General features: G+C 71.9%; 17 protein-coding genes. 4 read left to right on the forward strand and 13 right to left on the reverse strand.

All coding sequences use genetic code 11. The annotated features are described in order from the left end of the window. The first annotated feature begins 42 nt into the window (after positions 1-42). Positions 43-1,728: a long-chain-fatty-acid--CoA ligase gene (locus DEI93_RS11780; RefSeq protein ID WP_111120611.1), complete on the forward strand. Its 1,686-nt coding sequence runs from the start codon at positions 43-45 to the stop codon at positions 1,726-1,728. Positions 1,729-2,667: 939 nt separating this feature from the next. Here the strand turns inward: DEI93_RS11780 and DEI93_RS11785 are convergent. From DEI93_RS11785 to DEI93_RS11800, 4 genes are all read right to left on the reverse strand, one after another. Continuing rightward, on the reverse strand, positions 2,668-4,671 hold the full coding sequence (locus DEI93_RS11785) for an APC family permease (protein ID WP_258372351.1): 2,004 nt from the start codon (positions 4,669-4,671) through the stop codon (positions 2,668-2,670). A gap of 54 nt (positions 4,672-4,725) precedes the next feature. Beyond that, positions 4,726-5,559: an ABC transporter permease gene (locus tag DEI93_RS11790; RefSeq protein WP_111120610.1), complete on the reverse strand. Its 834-nt coding sequence runs from the start codon at positions 5,557-5,559 to the stop codon at positions 4,726-4,728. Continuing rightward, positions 5,556-6,638 carry an ATP-binding cassette domain-containing protein gene (locus DEI93_RS11795; RefSeq protein ID WP_111120609.1) on the reverse strand — a complete coding sequence of 361 codons (1,083 nt, stop codon included), beginning with the start codon at positions 6,636-6,638 and terminating at the stop codon, positions 5,556-5,558. Before DEI93_RS11795 ends, DEI93_RS11790 begins: the two co-directional genes overlap by 4 nt. Before the next feature lie 69 nt (positions 6,639-6,707). Next, the gene (locus DEI93_RS11800; protein ID WP_111120608.1) at positions 6,708-7,595 is read right to left on the reverse strand and encodes a hypothetical protein; all 888 of its coding nucleotides are present in this window, start codon (positions 7,593-7,595) and stop codon (positions 6,708-6,710) included. Between the two features lie 219 nt (positions 7,596-7,814). Between DEI93_RS11800 and DEI93_RS11805 the strand changes: the two genes are divergently transcribed. Together DEI93_RS11805 and DEI93_RS11810 are read left to right on the forward strand one after the other, a co-directional pair. Then, entirely contained in the window at positions 7,815-9,248 is a 1,434-nt protein-coding gene (locus DEI93_RS11805; protein ID WP_111027704.1) for a purine-cytosine permease family protein, read from the forward strand. Continuing rightward, complete coding sequence (locus tag DEI93_RS11810; RefSeq protein WP_111120607.1) at positions 9,245-9,943, forward strand: nucleoside deaminase; 699 nt, start codon at positions 9,245-9,247, stop codon at positions 9,941-9,943. Before DEI93_RS11805 ends, DEI93_RS11810 begins: the two co-directional genes overlap by 4 nt. A 752-nt stretch (positions 9,944-10,695) precedes the next feature. Here DEI93_RS11810 and DEI93_RS11815 read toward each other — a convergent pair. The 3 genes from DEI93_RS11815 to DEI93_RS11825 all read right to left on the reverse strand — a co-directional run bounded on the left by DEI93_RS11815 (position 10,696) and on the right by DEI93_RS11825 (position 12,859). Beyond that, a complete protein-coding gene (locus tag DEI93_RS11815) occupies positions 10,696-11,109 on the reverse strand; it encodes a DUF3054 domain-containing protein (protein WP_111011584.1) in 414 nt (137 codons plus the stop codon). Positions 11,110-11,194: 85 nt separating this feature from the next. Further along, the gene (locus DEI93_RS11820; RefSeq protein WP_181435257.1) at positions 11,195-11,848 is read right to left on the reverse strand and encodes a spermidine/putrescine ABC transporter substrate-binding protein; all 654 of its coding nucleotides are present in this window, start codon (positions 11,846-11,848) and stop codon (positions 11,195-11,197) included. 105 nt (positions 11,849-11,953) lie between these two features. After that, positions 11,954-12,859, reverse strand: a complete 906-nt coding sequence (locus DEI93_RS11825; protein WP_258372350.1) for a DUF3097 domain-containing protein — start codon at positions 12,857-12,859, stop codon at positions 11,954-11,956. A gap of 95 nt (positions 12,860-12,954) precedes the next feature. On the opposite strand from DEI93_RS11825, the gene DEI93_RS11830 reads away from it, so the two are divergent. Then, complete coding sequence (locus tag DEI93_RS11830; protein WP_111011573.1) at positions 12,955-14,004, forward strand: zinc-binding dehydrogenase; 1,050 nt, start codon at positions 12,955-12,957, stop codon at positions 14,002-14,004. A 181-nt stretch (positions 14,005-14,185) separates the two neighbouring features. Here the strand turns inward: DEI93_RS11830 and DEI93_RS11835 are convergent, their stop codons facing one another. The 6 genes from DEI93_RS11835 to DEI93_RS11860 form a co-directional block, all read right to left on the reverse strand. Next, a complete protein-coding gene (locus tag DEI93_RS11835; RefSeq protein ID WP_258370182.1) occupies positions 14,186-14,950 on the reverse strand; it encodes a methyltransferase domain-containing protein in 765 nt (254 codons plus the stop codon). Beyond that, entirely contained in the window at positions 14,947-16,077 is a 1,131-nt protein-coding gene (locus tag DEI93_RS11840; protein WP_111011574.1) for a type III polyketide synthase, read from the reverse strand. The genes DEI93_RS11835 and DEI93_RS11840 overlap by 4 nt, the downstream gene beginning before the upstream one ends. A gap of 154 nt (positions 16,078-16,231) precedes the next feature. Next, on the reverse strand, positions 16,232-17,731 hold the full coding sequence (gene gatB / locus DEI93_RS11845) for an Asp-tRNA(Asn)/Glu-tRNA(Gln) amidotransferase subunit GatB (protein WP_111013616.1): 1,500 nt from the start codon (positions 17,729-17,731) through the stop codon (positions 16,232-16,234). Beyond that, positions 17,731-19,254, reverse strand: coding sequence for an Asp-tRNA(Asn)/Glu-tRNA(Gln) amidotransferase subunit GatA (gatA, locus tag DEI93_RS11850; protein WP_111120619.1), 1,524 nt, complete (start codon positions 19,252-19,254; stop codon positions 17,731-17,733). The genes gatB and gatA overlap by 1 nt, the downstream gene beginning before the upstream one ends. A gap of 17 nt (positions 19,255-19,271) precedes the next feature. After that, positions 19,272-19,571 (reverse strand): Asp-tRNA(Asn)/Glu-tRNA(Gln) amidotransferase subunit GatC, encoded by a 300-nt coding sequence (gene gatC, locus DEI93_RS11855; protein ID WP_111011576.1) that lies wholly within the window; start codon positions 19,569-19,571, stop codon positions 19,272-19,274. 72 nt (positions 19,572-19,643) lie between these two features. Further along, complete coding sequence (locus DEI93_RS11860; RefSeq protein ID WP_111120606.1) at positions 19,644-21,833, reverse strand: transglycosylase domain-containing protein; 2,190 nt, start codon at positions 21,831-21,833, stop codon at positions 19,644-19,646. Positions 21,834-21,862 lie beyond the last annotated feature (29 nt).

Consider the following 21,862-nt stretch of genomic DNA (forward strand, 5'->3'; position numbering starts at 1 on the left):
GTCGCCTGAGCGCGGGCATCGGGCCGCCTCTAGGGTGAACGGGTGAGCACCGACACGCCACGGCCTTGGCAGCGCAGCTACGCCCCTGGAGTCCCGTTCGACATCGACGAGCCCACCGGGTCGTTGCTCGACCTCGTCGAGGGCTCCGCGGCCCGCTACCCGCGCAACGTCGCCCTCGAGTTCTTCGGCGCGACGACGACCTACCGGGAACTGCAGGCGCAGATCGAGCGCGCGGCCCACGGACTGCAGCAGCTCGGGGTCGGAGCGGGCGACCGCGTCGCCATCGTCCTGCCGAACTGCCCGCAGCACGTCGTCGCGTTCTACGCGGTGCTCCGGCTCGGCGCGATCGTCGTGGAGCACAACCCGCTCTACACGCCGCGGGAACTCCGGCACCAGTTCGAGGACCACGGCGCCAAGGTGGCGATCGCGTGGGACAAGTCGGTGGCGACGCTCCAGGACTTCCCGATCGACCTGGCGCTCGACGCGATCGTCTCGGTCGACATGACGCGTGCGATGCCCCGGTCCACCCGGGCGGCGCTCGCGCTCCCCGTGGCGAAGGCGCGCGAGTCCCGTGCGAAGCTGACGACGAAGGTCCGCGGGACGACGCGCTGGGAGTCGCTCGTCGACGGCCGCCGGCTCTCCCGGAGGCACCCCCGCCCGGCGACCACCGACACGGCGCTCATCCAGTACACGTCCGGCACGATGGGGAACCCGAAGGGCGCGGTCCTGACGCACCGGAACCTCCTGGCGAACGCGGCGCAGGCGCGGGCGTGGATCCCCCAGATCAAGCCCGGTGACAGCGTCGTCTACGCGATCCTGCCGATGTTCCACGCCTACGGCCTGACGCTCTGCCTGACGTTCGCGATGAGCATGGCGTCGCGGCTCGTCCTGTTCCCCGCGTTCGACCCGCAGCTCGTGCTCGCCGCGATGAAGCGCCATCCGCCGACGTTCCTGCCCGCGGTGCCGCCGATCTACGCCCGACTCGAGCACGCCGCCGGCAAGAAGGTCTCGCTGCGGGGCATCGAGATCGGCATCTCGGGTGCCATGCCGCTCTCGCAGGCCGTCATCGAGCCGTGGGAGGCCAAGACCGGCGGCGTCCTGGTCGAGGGCTACGGCCTGTCCGAGACGTCTCCCGTCATCATGGCGAACCCGGTCTCCGACGCTCGGCGACTCGGCACGATCGGCCTCCCGTTCCCGTCGACCGACATCCGCGTCGGCGACCCGGACGACCCCTCGAAGGACGTCCCGGTCGGGCAGCCGGGCGAGCTGCTCGTCAAGGGTCCGCAGGTGTTCCAGGGTTACTGGGGGCGCGCAGACGCCACGGACGAGGCGTTCACGGCCGACGGCTGGTTCCGCACGGGTGACATCGTCTCGATCGACGAGGACGGCTTCGTGTCGATCGTCGACCGCCTCAAGGAACTCATCATCACGGGCGGCTTCAACGTCTCGCCGTCCGAGGTCGAGGACACGCTCATCCGCTCGCCCCTGGTCCGCGAGGTCGCCGTCGTCGGCATCACCACGGGCGGCAACGAGCAGGTCGTGGCGGCGGTCGTGCCCACCGACCCCGCCACGTTCTCGGCCGACGCGCTCCGTGAGTACGCCCGGGAGCACCTCGCCCCGTACAAGGTGCCGCGTCGCGTCGTGGTGGTCGAGGACCTGCCCCGCTCGATGATCGGCAAGGTGCTCCGGCGCAAGGTGCGGGACCGCATCACCGGCGCGGACGCGTAGCGGCGGCGGCGCGGGGCTCGGCGGCGTTGCGCGGCCCAGCGGCGTCGCGGCCCGGTGGCGCTGCCCGTGGTACGGCCGTCGCGCGTGGATTCCGGTAGCCAGCAGCTGCCAGGCAGACAATTCAGGAAAACGACGCCGGGAGGGACGCCACAGGCCCGCCACCCCACCTGTTCTCCTGAGTTGTCCGCCTCCGGCGACGAGACGTACCGCGCCCTGCGCGTCCCCGACGTGCCGGGCGCACGCCGCACCTCCCGACGGCTGGCGGACGACGAATCAGGAACCGGACGCCGGGAGGGACGCCACGGGCCCGCCACCCGACCCGCTTTCCTGAACCGACGTCCGCGCGCGGCAGCCGCTGCTGCCGCCGCCGGCGACAAATCAGGAAGCAGGCATCGCGAGGGGCGCTGCGGAGCCACCAACGGGCTCGCATTCCTGATTTGGCCACACCATGGCGACGGACGGGCTGGGCCCACCACGTCCCCACCTCCCGACCTGCGCCGACCTGCCCAGCCCGCGCCGCGCCGCGGACGACGGATCAGGAACACGACACCGGGAGGGACGCCGCGGCACTGCCGGACACTCGCGTTCCTGAATAGGCCACCCATGACGACGGCCGCACCGCGCCCGCTTCGCCCCATCGACGACGCGCGCCGACCAGCCGACCCCGACCCGCGCCTCCCGGCACCGGCCCCGACACCGGCACCGGTACCAGCCCTGGCACCGGCACCGGCACCGGCCCCGGCACCGGCACCAGCCCTGGCCGCGGCACTGCCCGGCGCCGGCCGCGGCGCAACCGCGGCCCGCCGCGGCCCCCGCCCCAGCACAGCGCGCTGGTGACAGATCAGGAACACGGGCCCGGGAGGCACGCCACGAGCGCGCCACCGGGCCCGCTTTCCTGAGTTGCGCACCGCGGGCGATTGTGAGCACCCGCGCCGCGCCTCAGGACACGTGGACGACGGGACGGCGGGCGACGTCCGGCTCGGCCTCGCGGAGCACCTCGCGCGTGACCGGTGCGACCTCGCCGGCGCCGGTGAACAGGAAGCGCACCATGTTGCGGATGGGGCTGCCCTCGGTCCACGCGAAGTAGATGCTCGGCACGACGCCGGTGAGGTCGCGGACGGCGAGGAGCGTCGACGCGATCGTGTTGGGGACGGTGCCCGAGCGCACACGGAGGATCCGGAAGCCGTGCTTGACGACGCCCTCGATCTTGAGGTCCTCCTCGAAGTCCGACGAGTCCGCCGGGTACACCTCGAGGAAGATCGTCGGGACGCGCGCGGGGATGCCGCTCGACCGACGCTCGATCTTGCCCTTGGTCCGGTACTCCTCGGCGCTCCCGTCGTCCGGCTCGTTCGCGATGATGCACACCTGCCCGAACTGGTCGGCATCGCCCACGACGAACTGCTGCGCGACGGCGTCGAGCTCGATCGACGATGCCCGGAGCTCGAACGACCGGCGCACCCGCGAGAGCAGCGACACGACGACGATCGCCAGGATGAACACCGCCGCGATCCGCACGCCGTCGGGGCGTTCGATGACGTTCGCCACGGTCGTGTAGCCGAACACGAGCGTGATGACGCCGAACGCGATGGTCCGGCCCCGCTGCCGCTTCCGCCGTGCCGACAGGGTCACGGCGACCGATGCGCTCGTGATGAGCACGAGCACCCCCGTGGCGTAGGCACCACCCTGGGCGTCGACGTCCGCCTTGAAGATCAGGGTGATGGCGAACGCGATGAGCGTGAAGATGAGCACGAGCGGCCGGACGGCTCGAGCCCATTGCGACGCCATCCCGTAGCGCGGCAGGAACCGCGGAACGAGGTTGAGCAGGCCCGCCATCGCGCTCGCGCCCGCGAACCACAGGATCGCGATGGTGGAGGCGTCGTACACGCTCCCGAAGACGCTCCCCAGGTACTCGTGGGCCAGGAAGGCGAGCGCTCGGCCGTTGGCCTCGCCACCCGGCTGGAACTCCTTCTGCGGGATGAGGAACGTGGTGACGACGCTCGACAGGATGAGGAACGAGCTCATGATGAGCGCGGCAGTGGTGAGGAGGCGCCGGGTCCCCCGGATCCGCCCCTCCGGGCGCTTCCCCGGCACGTCCCCGTTCCCGCCGTCCACCTGTGGCATGACCGACACCCCGGTCTCGAACCCGGACAGACCGAGCGCGAGCTTCGGGAACACGAGCAACGCGATCCCGATCATCGCGAGTGGATCGGCGTGCTGTGCGGTCAGTCCCGACCACCAGTCCGTGGCCAGGGAGGGACGGCTCAGCACGTGCACGAGCGCCACGGCGACCACGACGAGGTTGAGGACGAGGTACACGGACACGAGCACCACGGCGATGCCGATCGCCTCGCGGAACCCGCGGAGGAACACGACGCCGAGCAGGGCGATGAGTGCGAGCGTCAGGGGCACGGGGATGTCGGTGAACCAGTGCGGCGTGTACGGGTTCTCGGCGAGGTGCGCCGTGGCGTCCGCCGCCGACAGCGTGATCGTGATCATGAAGTCCGTCACGGCGAACCCGAGCAGGACGAGGACGAGGAGCTTGCCCGCCCACCACGGCAGGAGCTTCTCGAGCATGGCGATCGACCCGGCTCCGCGGAAGCTGTCCTGCGCGACCCGCCGGTACACCGGGAGCGCGCCGAACAGCGTGACGAGCACGAGCACCACCGTCGCGATCGGCGACAGCAGCCCCGCGGCGAGCGCCGCGATGGCCGGCTGGTACCCCAGGGTGGAGAAGTAGTCGACGCCCGTGAGGCACATCACGCGCCACCACGAGTGGGTGCGCTCCACCTCGACCTGGTGCGGGCCCTCGTGGGCGCCCGAGCTCTCGGCGCCCTGCAACATCCAGCGCCGCAGGCGGGTGCTCCGGTCGAGCCGCGGCTCGGTGGCGTCGCGGTCCGCTGCTCCGGGACCCGGCAGGGAGGGGCGGGGGTCGGTCGTCGTCATGGCGCGAGCAGCCTATTCTGCGGGCGGCGTCCCCGCCTGGGGAAGCGCAGCGACCTACCGCTTGCTGATCGAGGCGTACTTCCGCACGCTCCAGGGGACGAACACGACGAGCAGCACCACGATGCCGACGAGCACCGTGGCGACCGGGTGCTGCATGGTCCAGACGTCGGGGACGGGACTGCTCCCCACGTTGCCGAACAGTTGCCGGACGGCCTGCACGAGCGACGACACCGGGTTCCACTCGGCGAACACCCGCAGCACCAGCGGCAGGGTGTCGCTCGGCACGAACGCGTTCGAGATGAACGTGATGGGGAACAGGATCATGAAGGAGGCGTTGTTGATCACCTCGGGCGACCGGACGCTCATGCCGAGCAGCGCCATCACCCAGCTGAACGCGTAGCTGAACGCGAGGAGCAGGACGAGGCCGGCGACGAACTCCCCCGGCGACGAGTGCACCCGCCAGCCGACCGCCAGGCCCGTGAGCATCATGATCAGGACCGAGATCCCGTTGAGGACGAGGTCCCCGTTGGTCCGCCCGACGAGCACGGCGGACGGACTCATCGGCAGGGTCCGGAACCGGTCGATGATCCCCTCCTTCAGGTCCTGGGCCATGCTGTAGCCCGAGAACGTCGCGCCGAACACCACGGTCTGCGCGAAGATCCCGGCCATGAGGAACTGCGTGTAGTCGGTACCACGCACGGCGATCGCCCCGCCGTACACCTGGCTGAACAGCAACACGAACATGATCGGCTGCAGCACCGCGAACACGAGCATGTCCGGGGAGCGGCGGATCTTGAGGAGGTTGCGCCGGGTCACGGTCCAGCCGTCGTTGCACCATGCCGCGACGCGACGGTCGCGCACGACGGGGAGCTGCGCGGTCGCGGTCATCGCCGTGCCGTCCCCGACGAGGCCGGGATCTCCGGCGTCGACGCCGCACGGTCCTCCGGCCCGGGAGGCCCGGTCACCGTGGTCGCGTCCGTCGCGGTGGTCGGGTCCCCGGCGTCGGCATCGGGTTCCGTCGTCGCGGCGTGCCCGGTGAGGCGCAGGAACACGTCGTCGAGCGTGGGGCGTCGCATCCCGGCGTCGTGGAGGTCCACCTCCGCCTCGGCGAGCTCGGCCAGGGCCGCGCGGAGCGCCGACGGGCCCGACCGGACGGCGACCGAGAGGGTCCGGCCGTCCCCACCGATCTCGACGGATCCGTCCCCGTGCCGCTCGAGCACTGCCGCCGCGGCCGCCCGGTCGTCCGCCGACACGAGCGTGACCACCACGCGGTGCCCGCCCACACGGCTCTTCAACTCGTCCGCCGTCCCGTGGGCGATCACCCGGCCGCCGTCGATCACGGCGATGTCGTCGGCGAGCCGGTCCGCTTCCTCCAAGTACTGCGTCGTCAGGAGCACCGTGGTGCCCTCGGCGACGAGGCCCTCGATGACGTCCCAGAGCCCGAGGCGGCTCCGCGGGTCGAGGCCGGTCGTCGGCTCGTCGAGGAACAGCACCGGGGGCTTCGCCACGAGCGCGCCGGCGAGGTCGATCCGCCGGCGCATCCCGCCCGAGAACCCCTTGACGGGCCGGTCGCCCGCCTCGGTCAACCCGAACGCCTCGATGAGCTCCCGCGCGCGACGACGCGAGGCCGACCGCCCCAGGTGGTACAGCCGCCCGATCATGTCGAGGTTCTCGAACCCCGTCAGGTTCTCGTCCACGGCCGCGTACTGACCCGACACCCCGATGCGCCGTCGGATGCGCTGGGGCTCCGCGACGACATCGGTCCCCGCGACCCTCACGCGTCCGGAGTCCGGGCGCGTGAGGGTCGTCAGGACCTTGACGGCGGTCGTCTTGCCCGCGCCGTTCGGGCCGAGCAACGCGGTGACGCTGCCCTCGGGCACGGCGAGGTCGAGCCCCGCCAGGGCATGGACCGGCCCCGTCTTCGCGCGGTAGGTCTTCGTCAGCCCGACGGCTTCGATGAACGGCACGGCGACTCCTTCGACGCGTGTTCCCGGTGTTCCTCGTGTGCGGCCGCGCGACCGGTGCGGCCGATGACCTCAGACGTCGAACCCGCCGAGGTCCTGGTCGAATCCTCCACCCCAGTCGGACCCTGCGTCGAGGCCCGATCCGGAGTCCCACCCCGCTGCCTCGTAGCCGCCGCCGTCCGCGCCGACGTCGGTGCCGTCCGCCCCGCTGCCGTCATCCCCGCTGCCGTCGCCCCCGCCGCCACCGTCGCCACCGTCGTCACCGTCGTCACCACTGCCGTCACTCCCGTCGTCCGCCCCACTCGCGTCGACCGGCTCACCGAACATGCCGGGCTCGGGCAGGAAGGCGCTCATGATCGTCGACCCGATGACGTAGCCCGCGACGGAGCCGAGGAGCGAGGCACCGAGCATGCTCCCGAAACCGGACCCGGACCTCCCGTACCCGCCGAACCCGCCGAATCCGCCGCCGAACGCGCTCGCACCGCCGTACGCGCCGCGACCCCCGTACCCACCGCCCCAGCCGCCGAGCGACCGCTCGAGGGTCCCCGGTTGCCGGATCTCCGACCGCGTCGCGGCCTGCGCGAGCGAGCGGGGGTCGTCGGCGCGAGGAGCCTCACCGGCGGGCGCGGTGCGCGACAACTCGTCGAACACCATGCGTCGCTGCTCGGACGTCAACCGGGCGAAGGCCTCGGCGTGGACGTCCTCGATGCGCTCGGGCGGCGCCGTACGCAGGAGGTAGCGGTAGCGCTCCACCGCGAGTTCGTCCTCGCTCGGGGGCGTCGACGATCCCGCGGACGCGGTACGCGCAGCACCCGGTGGCACGTCGTACGACTGCTGACCGTAGCGGTAGCCCGCAGCGGACTGCTGCCCGTACGGGTCGGCGTTCGTCGGCCATGCCTGTCGGCCACCGCCCGGCTGCGATCGGTCCTCGCGCCCGAGCAGTCGATCGAGGAATCCCATGGTGTGCCTTCCGTTCGTGTGACCGCCGAGCAGAGCTCGTCGGGGCGTCCGACACTACGGCGACGGCCGCCGCTTCCGCTGTACACGTGCTCAGAGTCGACCGAAGAGCACTGGGAGCATGCTGGGAACCGGCGACGGCCTCGCGCCGCCGTGTAAAGAGCGTGTGACGAACCGGCCATCACGACCCCGGCCGGCCGCGGGCGCTCGTAGGCTTCCTCAGTGACCACCACTGCACCGTCCCCCGTGCACGCCCGCCCGAGCCGCGTCGAACCCGGCGGCATCGAGGCCATCCCCGCTTCCGCCCGTCACGGCTCCCCGTGGCAGCTCGCGGCCACCTGGACCGCGCCGAACCTCGAGTTCGCCACGATCTACGTCGGCGTCATCGCGGTGCTGTTCTTCGGGCTCGACTTCCGCTGGGCGATGATCGCCCTCATCATCGGCAACGCACTCGGGTCGATCACACAGGGCATCCTGTCGACGTGGGGGCCGCGTGAGGGTCTCGCACAGCTCGTGCTGAGCCGCACCGCGTTCGGGTTCCTCGGCAACATCCTGCCGGCGGGCATCAACACGATCATGGCCGGCCTGGGCTGGTTCGCCACGAACTCGGTCTCCGGCGCGCTGGCGCTGTCGACCCTCACCGGCATGAGCACGTGGCTCGCGCTGATCATCGTCGTGGTGCTCGAGGTCGCCGTGGCGTTCGTCGGCCACGACCTCGTCCAGGTGTTCGAGCGCTACGCGTCGTACATCCTCGGGATCATCTTCCTCATCGCGACGATCGTGATCTTCTCCCACGCCCACCTCGAGTACACCCCGAAGGGCGGGGGCTACTCCTTCGCCGGCTTCACCCTCACCGTGAGCGCGGCGTTCGGTTACGCCGCCGGCTGGAACCCCTACGCGTCCGACTACACCCGGTACCTGCCCGCCAGCGCATCCCGCCGCACCGCCGGCTGGGCCGCGGGCATCGGCGACTTCGTGTCGTGCACCGTCCTCATGGCGGCGGGCGCGGCAGCCGTCACCATCGGTGGGTTCGACCCGGGCGACCCGACCGGGTCGTTCACGTCGAGCCTCCCGGTCGTGATCCGCGACCTGACGCTCATCGCGATCGCAGTGGGCGCCATCGCCGCCAACTCGCTCAACATCTACTCCGGCGCGATGTCGTTCCTCGCCGCGGGCGTTCGCATCCGGTTCGGGCTGCGCCGGGCCATCGTCGCCGTCGGGTTCGGCATCATCGGGTTCTTCGTCGCGCTCTGGGCCCTGCCCGACGCCGGCGAGAAGTACGAGAACTTCCTCCTCGTCATCGCCTACTGGATCGCGCCATGGCTCGGGGTCGTGTTCGCGGACCGGATCCTGCGTCGCGGCACGTCCATCGCGCAGTTCATCCCCGACCGCGTCCGGTACCGCAACTGGGCGGGCATCACCGCGTTCCTCATCGGCGGCGTGCTGTCCGTGTGGTTGTTCTCGAACCAGACGTTCTACGAAGGTCCCGTCGCCAAGGCGACCCCGGTCGGCGACCTCACCCCGCTCGTCGGGTTCGTCGTCGCGTTCGTGGCGTACTTCCTGCTATTCCGCGTCGCGAAGCCGGCCGTCGGCGGTCCGCTCGCCGAGGCCCCCGACACCGTCATCGGCGTCGACGGCGCGGACGACGTCGCATGACCGACGTCGAGGAGCCGGCCGAACCGCGGGAGCCGGCCGAGCCGCAGGAGCCGACCGTCCGGCATCCCGGTGGTGATCCCAGGGACCCGGCGACGGGCCTCCCGGCCGAGGGAGCGAGCGGCGACGCGGCCCCGTCGGCGGTCCCCGGTGGATCGGTGCAGGACGCGGCAGCGGCGTCCGGCCTCGGTGCCGTGGCGGACGACCCAGCCACCGCGGCGGGCCCGGAACCGGTCGGCGCCGGGCCGCGCTTCACGACCGCCGAGGAGCAGCTGGCCGTTGCCCGCGCCGAGGCGGAGCAGGGGCTCGTCGAGGGTGGGATCCCGATCGGCGCCGCGCTGTTCGCCGCCGACGGCACCCTGCTCGGCAGCGGCCACAACCGGCGCGTGCAGGACGACGACGCGTCGATGCACGCCGAGACGAACGCGTTCCGCAACGCCGGACGGCAGCCCGGCTACTCGGGCACGACGATGGTGACGACGCTGTCGCCCTGCTGGTACTGCTCGGGCCTCGTCAAGCAGTTCGGCATCTCCCGCGTCGTGATCGGTGAGGCGGAGACGTTCTCCGGCGGTCACGACTGGCTGCGGGAGCAGGGCGTCGAGGTCACGATCCTGGATGACCCGGACCTCGTCGCCATGATGCGCACGTTCATCGCCGAGGAGCCGACGCTCTGGAACGAGGACATCGGGGTCGAGTAGCGGCGGCGCGCGGACGCGGGCGTTGTCGCGCCCCGACGTGGGCGCGGCGGGCGAGCGCGGGGGCGGCGGGCGCGGGTACGCGCGGCAGGCGCGGGCTGGAGGCGGCAGGCGCGGGCGCGAGGCGGCAGGCGCGGGCGCGCGCGGCCGGCGGTCGGCGGGCGCGGGCGCGGTCCCGAGAGGACGGCTTGCGTCCCCCCGTCCGTTCCAGGCCGCACCGGTGTCCCCCGCTCTGCCCGTACCGGCGCGGTCGACAACGCAGGAACACCGAGCCGGGAGGCACGGCACACCCCCGCCGCGCACCAGGACTCCTGAGTTGTCACCCCCGCCCTGGAGGCCCCACCTCCGCAGCCAGGGCCGCACAGCCGCGAGTCCCAGCTCCGGCCCAGAACCTCGCGGCCGAGGCCGCGCCGCGCCGCGCCTCGCCTGAAGGTCGCGCCTCGCGCACGAAGTCCACCTCGCCCCGCGTCAGACCCCACCGGTCGACAACGCAGGAACACCGAGCCGGGAGGCACGGCCCACCCCCACCACGCACCAGGACTCCTGAATTGTCACCGCTGGTCACTCGTCACCGCGCTGCTTCGGGGCGCCGCTGGTTCTGGGCGCCGCTGCTTCGGGGCGCCGCTGGTCAGCGGTCGCCGCTGGTGCGGGGCGCGGCGCCGCTGGTGCGGGGCGCGGCGGGCGGACCGCCGCGCCGCGCCGCACCGTGGACAGCTCACGCTGCGAGCCGCCGCCGACGCGCCGTGAATCGCCGCTCAGGCGTGCGCGACGGCCCCGCCGCGGCGCTCGCCCCGCCGCACGATCGGCCCGACGATCGCGCGCCAGCCGAGCAGGAACACCCCGAGGACCACACTGGCCACGATGAAGAACGACACGGGCAACGGATTCCCGTGCTCGACGCCCTGCCCCGCGGTGACCCGGATCGCCATGCCGACGAGCACGGTGAGGATCCAGGCCACGACACCGGTCGGCCACAGCGCCAGCGGCCGGGACCACGCCCCGCTCGTGACGTAGGCGATCGCCCAGCCCGCGAGGAACGGGTAGGCCGTGATCCACAGCGTCACGGGCGTGGCCCCCTCGCCGTGCGAGAACCGTCCGATGAGCGCGAAGACGACGACGAGGACGACGTCGATCACGGCCGCGAGCCAGCCGAAGGTGCGTGTGGTCACGAAGCCATTGTCGCGCACCGACTCGTGCACCAACACCGAGCGGCGGTCGGCACCCCGATCCGTGCCGGCCCGATGACAGCCACGATCAGAACAGGCCGCCGCGCGGGGGCGTGCCCGGCACGTCGAGCCCGCGGAACATGTCGGACACCAGGGCCTCGATCTGCGGTTCCACCAGGCGCTCGATGGCCTCGGCGATGCGGTCGCGGTGTTCCACCAGCGCGAGGCACACCGCCGTCCCGGTGGCCCGAGCGCACTCGTCCGACAGCGCGATCTCGTGGTGCAGCGCGGCCTTGGCCTCGTCCGACAGCGGTTCCCGTGGCGACGTCGCCTGGGCTCCGGTGCCGGTGAGTTCGGCGAGCGTGAACAGGAACGGCGAGCCGGGCTCGGGTTCCGGGTCGACGTCGAGACCCTGGAACTCCGGCGACAGTCCGTCGGCCGGCTGGTACCCCGCGGACCGCTTCCGTGCGTCGGAGCGGTCGAGTTCACGCTTGAGCAGCGGCAGGTTCTTGGCCGTGTAGTCGTCCACGGCGTCGTCGATGATGGTCGAGACCCGACCGATCAGCGCGTGCTGGACCGGATGCGGCACGTCCGGACCGAACCCCGCCGCGGTCGCGATCGGGGACCCCACGCAGCGCCGGCAGATGCGCGTCCGTGGCCGGGCCGACCCGATCTGCCACCGCGGCAACCAGCGGAGCCAGACGTCGACCGCGGTCCGCACGCGCCCGTCGATCCCGTCCACCCCTCAAGGGTACGGTCGGGAGGCCCGGTGCGCCCCCGTCCCGCACCGAACGGTGCAGAACCCATCTCTGTGCAGGACCGCAGCGCGAGCCTGCGAGCCGCAGGATCAAGCTGCTTCGGTGACGAAGTCGATCAACTCCTCGACCCGGCCGAGCAACGCCGGCTCCAGGTCGGCGTACGTCCGCACCTGCCCGAGGATCCGCTGCCACGCGTGCGCGATGTCGGCCTGGGACTCGTGGGGCCACCCGAGCGCGTCGCAGATGCCGTGCTTCCACTCGATCGACCGCGGGATCGTCGGCCACTCGCGCAGTCCGAGTCGCGCCGGCTTCACCGACTGCCACACGTCCACGTAGGGGTGCCCCACCACGAGGACGTGCCGACCCCATTTGCCCCGCATCACGGCATCGGCGAACCGAGACTCCTTCGACCCGGGCACGAGGTGGTCGACGAGGACCCCGACGCGGCGTCCACGCTCGGGCCGGAACTCCTCGAGGACGTCGGCGAGGTTGTCCACCCCCGACAGGTACTCGACGACGACGCCCTCGACGCGGAGGTCCGCGCCCCACACCTTCTCGACGAGTTCCGCGTCGTGGCGGCCCTCCACCATGATCCGGGAGGGCAGGGCGACCCGCGCCCGCTGTGGTCCCACCGCGAAGCTGCCGGACGCGGTGCGTGCCCGGCCGGTGGCGGTCCCGGTGCCGGGCGCCGCGCCTCCCGGCCGGTTCGCGGCGCGCCCGCCGATCGGCGCGGCGGGACGCCCGAGCCGCACGAGCTCCCCCTCGAGCAGGAACTGCCCCGTCGCGGGGAACGAGCGCGTGCGCCCCTTCCAGTCCTCGAGTTCGACGAGACCGGCCTCGAGCCGGACGACCGCGCCCGCCCATCCCGACGCGGGGTCCTCGAGCACCATGTCCCGTTCGAGCGGGACCTCCCGCACCGTCTTCCGTCCCTGTGCTCGCCAGTCCCCGGCGAGCACGTCGGAGCCGTAGCGGTCGTCGCCGGATCCCGATTGCACCCGCCGAGGGTAACGTCGAGGCATCCCCTCCCCGGCCCGGCGGCGCGGTGCGTCGTGGTGCCGGGAGCATCCACCCCACCCCGAGAGGCCACCCCATGCGTGCCACCGTCATCCACGCCGCCCGCGACATCCGCGTCGAGGACCGCGACGACCCCACCATCATCGAGCCGGGCGACGTCGTCGTCCGGGTCGTCGCCGCCTGCGTCTGCGGCTCCGACCTGTGGCCGTACCGCGGCGTCCGCCCGGTCGAGCCGCACACGATCGGCCACGAGTTCGTGGGCACCGTCACCGAGGTCGGCGACGCGGTCACGACCATCGCCCCCGGCGACTTCGTCATCGCGCCGTTCACGACGAACGACGGGACCTGCCAGGCGTGCCGCCACGGCATCACGTCGAGCTGCGAACACGGTTCGGTGTTCGGCGGCAAGCAGGACCCCTACGGCCACCCGATGGGTGGCGCCCAGGCCGAGATCGTGCGGGTCCCCGACGCGGAGGCGACCCTCGTGGTCGTCCCCGGCCCCGTCGACGACGCGCTCGTGCCCTCGCTCCTCACGCTCTCGGACGTCTTCTCGACCGGGCACCACGCCGCGGTCTCCGCTGGGGTCGGCCCCGGCAAGACGGTCGTGGTGGTCGGCGACGGCGCAGTCGGCCTGTGCGCCGTGCTCGCGGCTGCCCGGCTCGGCGCCGACCGCATCATCGCGATGAGCCGCCACGAGGACCGCCAGCGGATCGCGCGCGAGTTCGGTGCGACGGACATCGTCGCCACCCGCGGTGACGAGGGCATCGACGAGGTCCGCGCCCTGCTCGGCGGCGAGCTCGCCGACTGCGCCCTGGAGGCCGTGGGCACCAAGGAGAGCATGGACCAGGCGCTGCGCGTGGTGCGGCCCGGCGGCGCCGTCGGGTACGTCGGCGTTCCCGCGGGTGGCCCGGAGCTCCCGATGTCGTTCCTGTTCGGCAAGAACATCACCGTCGCCGGTGGGGTCGCCCCGGTGCGCGCCTACCTGCCGGAGCTGCTGCCCGACGTGCTCTCGCGCGCCGTCGACCCGGGGCGCGTGTTCGACCTGGAACTGCCCCTCGAGGAGGCCGCCGAGGCCTACGCGGCGATGGACGAGCGCCGCGCCGTCAAGGTGCTGCTCCGCCCGTAGCGGCGGTGCGTGGGCCGGGAGCGCGGGCGGTGGTCAGCCACCCGGCCCACGCGACGCGGCGGTGACGCCGACGCCGCGCTCATCGCGTTCCGCCGCTCGTCGCGCTCATCGCGTTCCGCCGCTCGTCGCGCTCGTCGCTCGTCGCTCGTCGCTCTCGTCGCGCTCGTCGCGCTCGTCGCGCTCAGGCGTCGTGCACGGCGAGCAGGCGATGGGGTGCCGCTTCAACCACGTGCCACGGCGTCCCCTCGGGCAGGACGCCGCGCAACTCGCCCGCGGTGTAGCTCCGACGGATCGAGCGCAGCCCGTCGACGCGGACGAAGGTCCCGGCGGCCACCGGTACGACCCCGAGCGCGTACGCGCGGTAGGCCGCCGCCGAGCGTCGGATGTCGCTGTGCACGACCCGGCGCGTCGCGAGCGTCACCGAGTCCGCGAGGAACGCCGCCCGTGCCGCATCGTCGAGGTGGTGCAGGACGTGGTTCGACACCACCACGTCGAACCGCTCCCCCGCCGCGACGAGGTCCTCGCTCGACGCCCGCCGGAAGACCACGCCGTCGGTGGTCGTCCGCTCCGCCGCCCGGATCGCCCGGGGGTCGGGGTCGATGCCGACGACCTCGACGCGATGTCCGGAGGCGTGCGCCCACCTCGCGATCGAGCGCGCCACGTCGCCGCCGCCGCATCCGAGGTCGAGCACGCGCGCGGGCCGCTCGACCGGGAGGACCGGCCGCACGAACCGCCGCCAGACCCCACGCCAGCCGCCGACGAGCGGATTGACGATCGCGAAGCGCCGGAAGGTCCGGTCGAGGGCACGAGGGTCGCATGCGGGGTCGTCCATGACCTCGGCGAGGTCCGTCGCTCGGACGCTGAGGTCCGGACGCAGGGGCTCGCCGAAGACGCGCGCGCCCCGCCGGTGCTGCAGATCCGGGCCTGTCCCGACCGCCGCGTTCACGCTCGCACGACCTCGAGCGCTGCCGTCTCCACCGTCAGTCCCGGGCCGAACGCGAGGGCGACGACGCGGCTGCCGGGCTCCGCCCCGTCCTGCAGGATGCGGTCGAGCACGAACAAGACGGTGCCGCTCGACATGTTCCCGTGCTCGGCCAGCACGCGACGGGAGGCGTCGATCGCCATCGCGGGCAGCTGCAGTTCGTCCTCGACCCGGTCGAGGATGGCCCGGCCGCCCGGATGCACCGCCCAGAGCGGTACCGACGTCGCGTCGTCACACTCGATCGCCGCGAGGACCGGCGCCACGGCTTCTGCCACGTGCTGCTCGATGAGGTGGGGCACGGCCGAGGACAACACCATCTCGAAGCCCTCGTCGCCGATGTTCCACGCCATGTCGCCGGCTCCCTCCGGGATCACCGACGACGCGAACGCGTCGAGCCGCAGGGCCAGGGGCGCGTCGGGGTCCGGCTCCGCGGTGAACCGCGCGTCCGGGAGGTCCGGGGTCACGACCGCCGCGGCCGCTCCGTCACCGAACACGCTGTTGGCGACGATCTGGTCCGGGTCGTCGGAGGCCCGGATGTGCAGGGTGCAGAGCTCCGCGCACACGACGAGCACGACGGCGTCGGGGTCCTCGGCGCAGAACGCCGCCGCGGTCCGGAGTGCCGGGAACGCGGCGTAGCAGCCCATGAACCCGATGTGGTGGCGGAACACCCCCGGCCGCATGCCGAGTTCCGTCGCCACGGCGAGGTCCGGGCCCGGCTGCGTGAACCCCGTGCAGGACACCGTGACGACGTGGGTGACCTGGTCGGCCGCGATGTCCGCCTTCGAGAGCGCGTCGGCGGCAGCGGCGACGAACAACGGGAGCGCGGTCTCGCGGTAGCGGTCGTTGCGGAACCGGGTCGACGGTGAGCGGATGACCCCGTGCTCATCGACGAAGTCGCTCGCGCCCTCGTGGAGGAGTTCGGAGAGCACGGTGTGCCGCTGGTCGACCGCCGAGGCACCGAACGCAGCCCCGACGATGCGCTGTCCGAGCCGACTCAACGCCGGCTGCGCCGCGAACAGCCCCTGCACCGCCCGCTGGTCGAGGGTGGTGGGCGGGACGGCCGTACCGACGGCGCGGATGATTGCGGGCACGATTCATCCTGCCACCGGCCCCCGCGCGCCGCCCAGGCGCGATGCACCCCGTGGTCGTCATGCGATCCGGGAACGTCGGATCGGGACCGACCACGGGGTCACGCCTCGTGGCGGCGGGACGACGATCTCGGCCGTACCGCCGGGCAGCGCGAGGTCAGGCCTGCGCGCGCTCCAACACCAGCTCACGGACACGGGCGGCGTCCGCCTGACCCTTCATCGCCTTCATGACGGCGCCGATGATCGCACCGGCGGCCTGCACCTTGCCGTCGCGGATCTTGCCCAGGACGTCCGGCTGGGCACCGAGCGCCTGGTCGATGGCGGCGATGAGCGCGGTGTCGTCCGACACGACCTTCAGGCCGCGGGACTCGACGACCTCGGCCGGCGACCCCTCGCCGGCGATGACGCCCTCGAGCACCTGACGGGCGAGCCGGTCCGTGAGGTCCCCGGTGTCGACGAGCGCGATGAGCTCGGCCACCTGTGTGGGCGACACGAGATCGGCCGGAGCGGCGTCCTGGGCGTTGGCGATGCGGCTGATCTCGCCCGTCCACCACTTCCGGGCGGACTGCGGTTGCGCGCCGGCGGCGACTGTCTCCTCGACCTCGACGAGCAGACCGCCGTTCACGACGTCCTGGAACTCCAGGTCCGCGAACCCCCATTCGGCCTTGAGACGACGACGGCGCGCCGCCGGGGCTTCCGGAAGGGCCGCGCGGAGTTCCTCGATGAGCTCGGGCGCGGGCACCACGGGCAGCAGATCGGGCTCGGGGAAGTAGCGGTAGTCGTCAGCGTCGGACTTCGGACGCCCCGCCGAGGTACGGCCGGTGTCCTCGTGCCAGTGACGGGTCTCTTGCGTGATCGTCCCGCCGTTGGCGAGGATCGCGGCCTGCCGCTGGATCTCGTAACGCACCGCACGCTCGACCGCGCGGAACGAGTTGACGTTCTTCGTCTCGGTGCGCGTCCCCAGGCGCTCCTGCCCGCGAGGGCGCAGCGACACGTTCGCGTCGCACCGCAGGTTCCCGCGCTCCATCCGCGCCTCGGACACCCCGAGCGCCCGGACGACGTCGCGGATGGTCTGCACGTAGGCGGCACCGAGCTCGGGCGCGCGGTGCTCCGCCCCGAAGATGGGACGCGTGACGATCTCGACGAGCGGCACGCCCGCTCGGTTGTAGTCGACCAGGGAGTACTCGGCGCCCTGGATGCGGCCCGTGGCGCCACCGACGTGCGTCAGCTTGCCGGCGTCCTCTTCCATGTGGGCACGCTCGATCGGCACCGTGAACATGGTGCCGTCGGCGAGCTCGACCTCGACCGACCCGTCGAACGCGATGGGCTCGTCGTACTGGGAGATCTGGTAGTTCTTCGCCAGGTCCGGGTAGAAGTAGTTCTTCCGGGCGAAGCGCGAGGACTCGGCGATCGAGCAGCCGAGCGCCAGTCCGAGGCTGATCGAGTAGCGGATCGCCTGCTCGTTCACGACCGGGAGCGACCCGGGCAGCCCGAGGTCGACCGGCGTGATGTTGGTGTTCGGCTCGCCGCCGAAGAAGTTCGGCGCGTCGGAGAACATCTTGGTCTTCGTCGCGAGCTCGACGTGGACCTCGAACCCGAGCACGGGCTCGAAGCGCTCGATCGCCTCGTCGAAGTCCATGAGTGCGTCCTTGGCCATCAGATCACGCCTTCTTCCGCTGCCGACTGCTGAGTCTCGTCGAGGTCGGGGACCTGCGAGATGAGGGTGCGCCCCCACGAGTCCTCGAGCAGACGCTCGAGCGCCGCGCCGTACCGGTAGAGGCGGGCGTCCTGACGCGCGGGTGCCATGAGCTGCACGCCCGTGGGCAGGCCGTCCTCGGGTGCCAACCCCATGGGGATGCTCATGCCCGGGATCCCGGCGAGGTTCGCGGGGATCGTCGTGAGGTCGTTGAGGTACATCGCGAGCGGGTCGTCGATCTTCTCGCCGAGGGGGAACGCCGTGGTGGGCGCACTGGGGCTGACGAGCAGGTCGACCTGTTCGAAGGCGCGGTCGAAGTCACGCTGCACGAGCGTGCGGACCTTCTGCGCGCTGCCGTAGTACGCGTCGTAGTAGCCGGCGCTCAGGGCGTACGTGCCGAGGATGATGCGGCGCTTGACCTCCGGACCGAAGCCGGCCTCGCGCGTCGCCGCCATGACGTCCTCGACCGTGCCACCGGCCGCGGGCGTGACGCGCATGCCGAACCGGACCGAGTCGAACTTGGCGAGGTTCGACGAGGCCTCGGCCGGGAGGATCAGGTAGTACGCGCTGATCGCGTACGCGAAGCTCGGCGCGTCGATCTCGACCACCGTGGCCCCGGCCGACTCGAGCAGGGCGACGGTCTCGGTGAAGCGCTGCGTGACGCCGGCCTGGAAGCCGTCGCCACCGAGCTCCTTCACGACGCCGATCCGGACCCCGGCCAGGGTGCCGTCCTGGAGACCGGAGCGAGCGGCGTCCGCGAAGGACGGCCAGGCGTCGGTGAGGGACGTCGAGTCGCGCGGGTCGTGTCCGCCGATGACGTCGTGCACGAGCGCGGCGTCGAGCACCGTCCGTGACACGGGCCCCACCTGGTCCAGTGAGGACGCGAGCGCGATCGCACCGTAGCGGCTCACGCCGCCGTACGTCGGCTTGACACCGACCGTTCCGGTCACCGCACCCGGCTGGCGGATCGATCCACCCGTGTCGCTGCCGAGCGCGACCGGTGCCTCGTACGCGGCGACGGCCGCTGCGGAGCCGCCCCCCGAGCCTCCCGGGATGCGGTCGAGGTCCCACGGGTTGCGCGTGGGACCGTACGCCGAGAACTCGGTCGACGATCCCATGGCGAACTCGTCCATGTTGGTCTTGCCGAGCGGGACCATGCCCGCCTGGCGGAGCCGGGCGACGACCGTGGCGTCGTACGGCGGCACCCAGCCTTCGAGGATCCGCGAGCCGGAGGTCGTGGGCATGTCCTGCGTGCAGAGGACGTCCTTGATGGCGACGGGCACCCCGGCGAGCGGGCCGAGAGCGTCACCCGCGGCGCGCCGAGCGTCCACGGCCTGGGCCACGGCGAGCGCGGACTCGTTGACGTGGAGGAACGCGTGCACGTCGGTGTCGACGGCGGCGATGCGGTCCAGGTGGGCCTGGGTGACCTCCACGCTCGACAGGTCGCGGGAGACGAGCGCGTCGGCGAGCGCCGCCGCGGTCATCCCGGTGATCTCGGCGCTCACTGTTCCTCTCCCAGGATCGCGGTGACCCGGAACCGGGAGCCGTCGGAGTCCGGCGCACCCGCGAGGGCCTGCTCCTGCGTCAGCGTCTGGCCGACCTCGTCCGGTCGGAACACGTTCTGCAGCGGGATCGGGTGACTGGTCGAGGGCACGTCGGGCGTCGCGACCTCGCTCACCTTGGCGACGCTCTCGACGATCTGCGAGAGCTCCCCGGTCAGGCGGCTGATCTCGTCCGGCGTGAGTGCGATGCGTGCGAGGTGCGCCAGATGCGCGACCTGCTCGCTCGTGATGTCAGGCATGGTGCTCCGTCGATCGGTTCGTGGGATGCCGACCAGTCTAGAGCGGCGGCGTCCGCCGACCGGGCCGCCGGGTCACTTGCCGGTGGACGGGGCCGGGATCGTCGCCGTGGTGGAGGACGAGCCGGACCGGGCGGTCGACTTCGCGGAGGTCGACCCGACCATCGTGGGGTCGGGCGTCGGCAGGGCATCGCCGCCGTACTTCTGGTCGAGCGTCGTCATCATGGTCCGACCGACGCCGAACTTGGCGCTGTAGCCGGTGGTCCCGGCGAGCATCGGGACGTTCGCGAGCCCGACCGCCCCCTTCACGTTGCCGATCCAGGTCGCGTTCGTGTACTTCGTCGTCGAGGTGACGAGCCAGTTCTGCACGTCGGCGTCGGTCGTGCCGGTCTTGGCGAACTTCGGGGTGCTGTCGCCGGGGTTCGCCGAGGCCGCGGTGCCGCTGCCCTGCAGGACGCCCTGCAACGCGTAGTCGACCGTGGCGGCGACCTGCGCGGAGACACCGCGGGTGCACGTCGTCGGGGTCGGCGCGATCGACTTGCCGTTCGCCTGCGTCACCTTGTCGATCGCGACCGGCGTGCAGAACACCCCGCCGTTCGCGAACCCGGCGTAGGCGCTCGCCAGGGTGAGCGGCGAGAGCTCGTTGACGCCGAGGATCATCGACGGCCCCTCGAACAGTCCGCTCGCACCGTTCGCCTTGTGGATGCCCATCGCCTCGGCGAGCTTCGCGATCTGGCACAGGTCGAGCTGCTTGCCCATCGCGGCGAACGCGGTGTTGATCGACTCCGCCGTCGCGAGCATGACGCTCATCGACGCCGGGACCGCCTCGGCGTTCGCGACGGGCCAGGGGGCACCCGCGATGTTCTCGCACGTGTTCGTGAACTCCGCGGTCGGGTAGGTGTGCTCCGTCGTGTTCACGTACTGGTTCAAGGTGTGCCCGGACGCGAGCCACTCGGCGAGCGTGAACACCTTGAACGTGGAGCCCGTCTGGAACCCGGTGGAACCGCCGTACGCCTGGTCGGTGCTGTAGTTCACCGAGGTCGAGCCCGGAGGCGCCGCGTCCGACTGGTTGAAGCTCGTGTTCTGCACCATCGACAGCACGCGACCCGTCCCGGGCTGGATGGTGACGTTCGAACCACCGATGTGGACGTAGGTCATCGTCGACGGCACGTAGGTCGAGAGCGCGGACTGCGCCGTCGCCTGCAGATCCAGGTCGAGCGACGTGTAGATCTTCAGGCCCTTGGTGTCGAGGGTGGTGATCCGGTCGGCCTCGGTGGTGCCGAAGGCGCTGTCGTGGAGCACGACGTTCCGCACGTAGTCGCAGAAGTACCCGGCGTCGTACTGGACCGCCGCGGCGCACCCGTTCGTCGTCGCGGTGATCTTCGGCGTGATCGGGGCCGCGATCGCCGCGTCGCGCTGCTGCTTCGTGATGTCGTGGTGCACGTACATGCGCTTGAGCACGTAGTCGCGGCGCGCCTTGGTGAGCGCGTACCCGTTCGCCGAGCCGTTGTCCGTGTCGGCCGGCTCGTCGATCCGGAGGTTCGCCGGGTTGTTGAGGATCGCGACGAGCGTCGCCGACTGCTCCAGGTTCAACTGCGCGGCCGTGACCCCGAAGTAGTACTCGGCACCGGCCTCCACGCCGTACACACGACCGCCGAGCCCGACGATGTTGAGGTACCCGGTGAGGATCTGCGACTTCGAGTACTTCTTGTTCACGGCGATCGCGTACCGCATCTCCTGCAGCTTCCGCTGCGGGGACACCTCGGTGACGTGCTGGTAGCAGGAGTCGATCTTCGACTGCGTCCCGAGCTGCTCGCACTGCTGGACGAGGACGTTCTTGACGTACTGCTGGGTGATCGACGACCCACCCTGGACGTCCTTGCCGAGGGCGGTCGACGCGGCACCGCGGAGCGTGCCGACGACGTCGATCCCGCCCTCGGTGGCGAACCGCGGGTCCTCGGTGTCGATCGCGGCCTGCTTCACCGTGGTGGCGATCGCCGAGTCCTTGACGATCACGCGGTTCTCCGCGAAGAACGACGCGATCGCGACGTCCTGGCCGCCCTTCTTCGCGTAGATCGTCGAGACCTGCTGCGGCGTCGAGATGTCGAGGTAGCTCGGCAGGTCCTCGAAGAACTCGGCCGCCGACGACACCCCCTGCCCGGCGAGCGCGACGCCCGGCGTGACCGCGACGGCGACGAGGACGCCGGCCACGACCGCCATGACGACGAAGAGGAGGAACGCTCCAGGCCACCGCACGACACGCATGTGATGACGGTACGGACTACCGCTGTACC

This window comes from Curtobacterium sp. MCBD17_035 (assembly GCF_003234815.2).
Lineage (GTDB): Bacteria > Actinomycetota > Actinomycetes > Actinomycetales > Microbacteriaceae > Curtobacterium.

Bases quoted from the DNA above. Each gene is read 5' to 3' on its own strand.
- DEI93_RS11790 (WP_111120610.1), bottom strand. From the start codon at position 5,559: ATGACCGCGACCGCGCAGCTCCCCGTCGTGCGCGACCGTCGCGTCGCG.
- DEI93_RS11800 (WP_111120608.1), bottom strand. From the start codon at position 7,595: ATGGGATTCCTCGATCGACTGCTCGGGCGCGAGGACCGATCGCAGCCG.
- gatB (WP_111013616.1), bottom strand. From the start codon at position 17,731: ATGGCCAAGGACGCACTCATGGACTTCGACGAGGCGATCGAGCGCTTC.
- gatC (WP_111011576.1), bottom strand. From the start codon at position 19,571: ATGCCTGACATCACGAGCGAGCAGGTCGCGCATCTGGCGCACCTCGCA.
- DEI93_RS11860 (WP_111120606.1), bottom strand. From the start codon at position 21,833: ATGCGTGTCGTGCGGTGGCCTGGAGCGTTCCTCCTCTTCGTCGTCATG.
- gatA (WP_111120619.1), bottom strand. From the start codon at position 19,254: ATGACCGCGGCGGCGCTCGCCGACGCGCTCGTCTCCCGCGACCTGTCG.
- DEI93_RS11810 (WP_111120607.1), top strand. From the start codon at position 9,245: ATGACCGACGTCGAGGAGCCGGCCGAACCGCGGGAGCCGGCCGAGCCG.
- DEI93_RS11785 (WP_258372351.1), bottom strand. From the start codon at position 4,671: ATGACGACGACCGACCCCCGCCCCTCCCTGCCGGGTCCCGGAGCAGCG.
- DEI93_RS11830 (WP_111011573.1), top strand. From the start codon at position 12,955: ATGCGTGCCACCGTCATCCACGCCGCCCGCGACATCCGCGTCGAGGAC.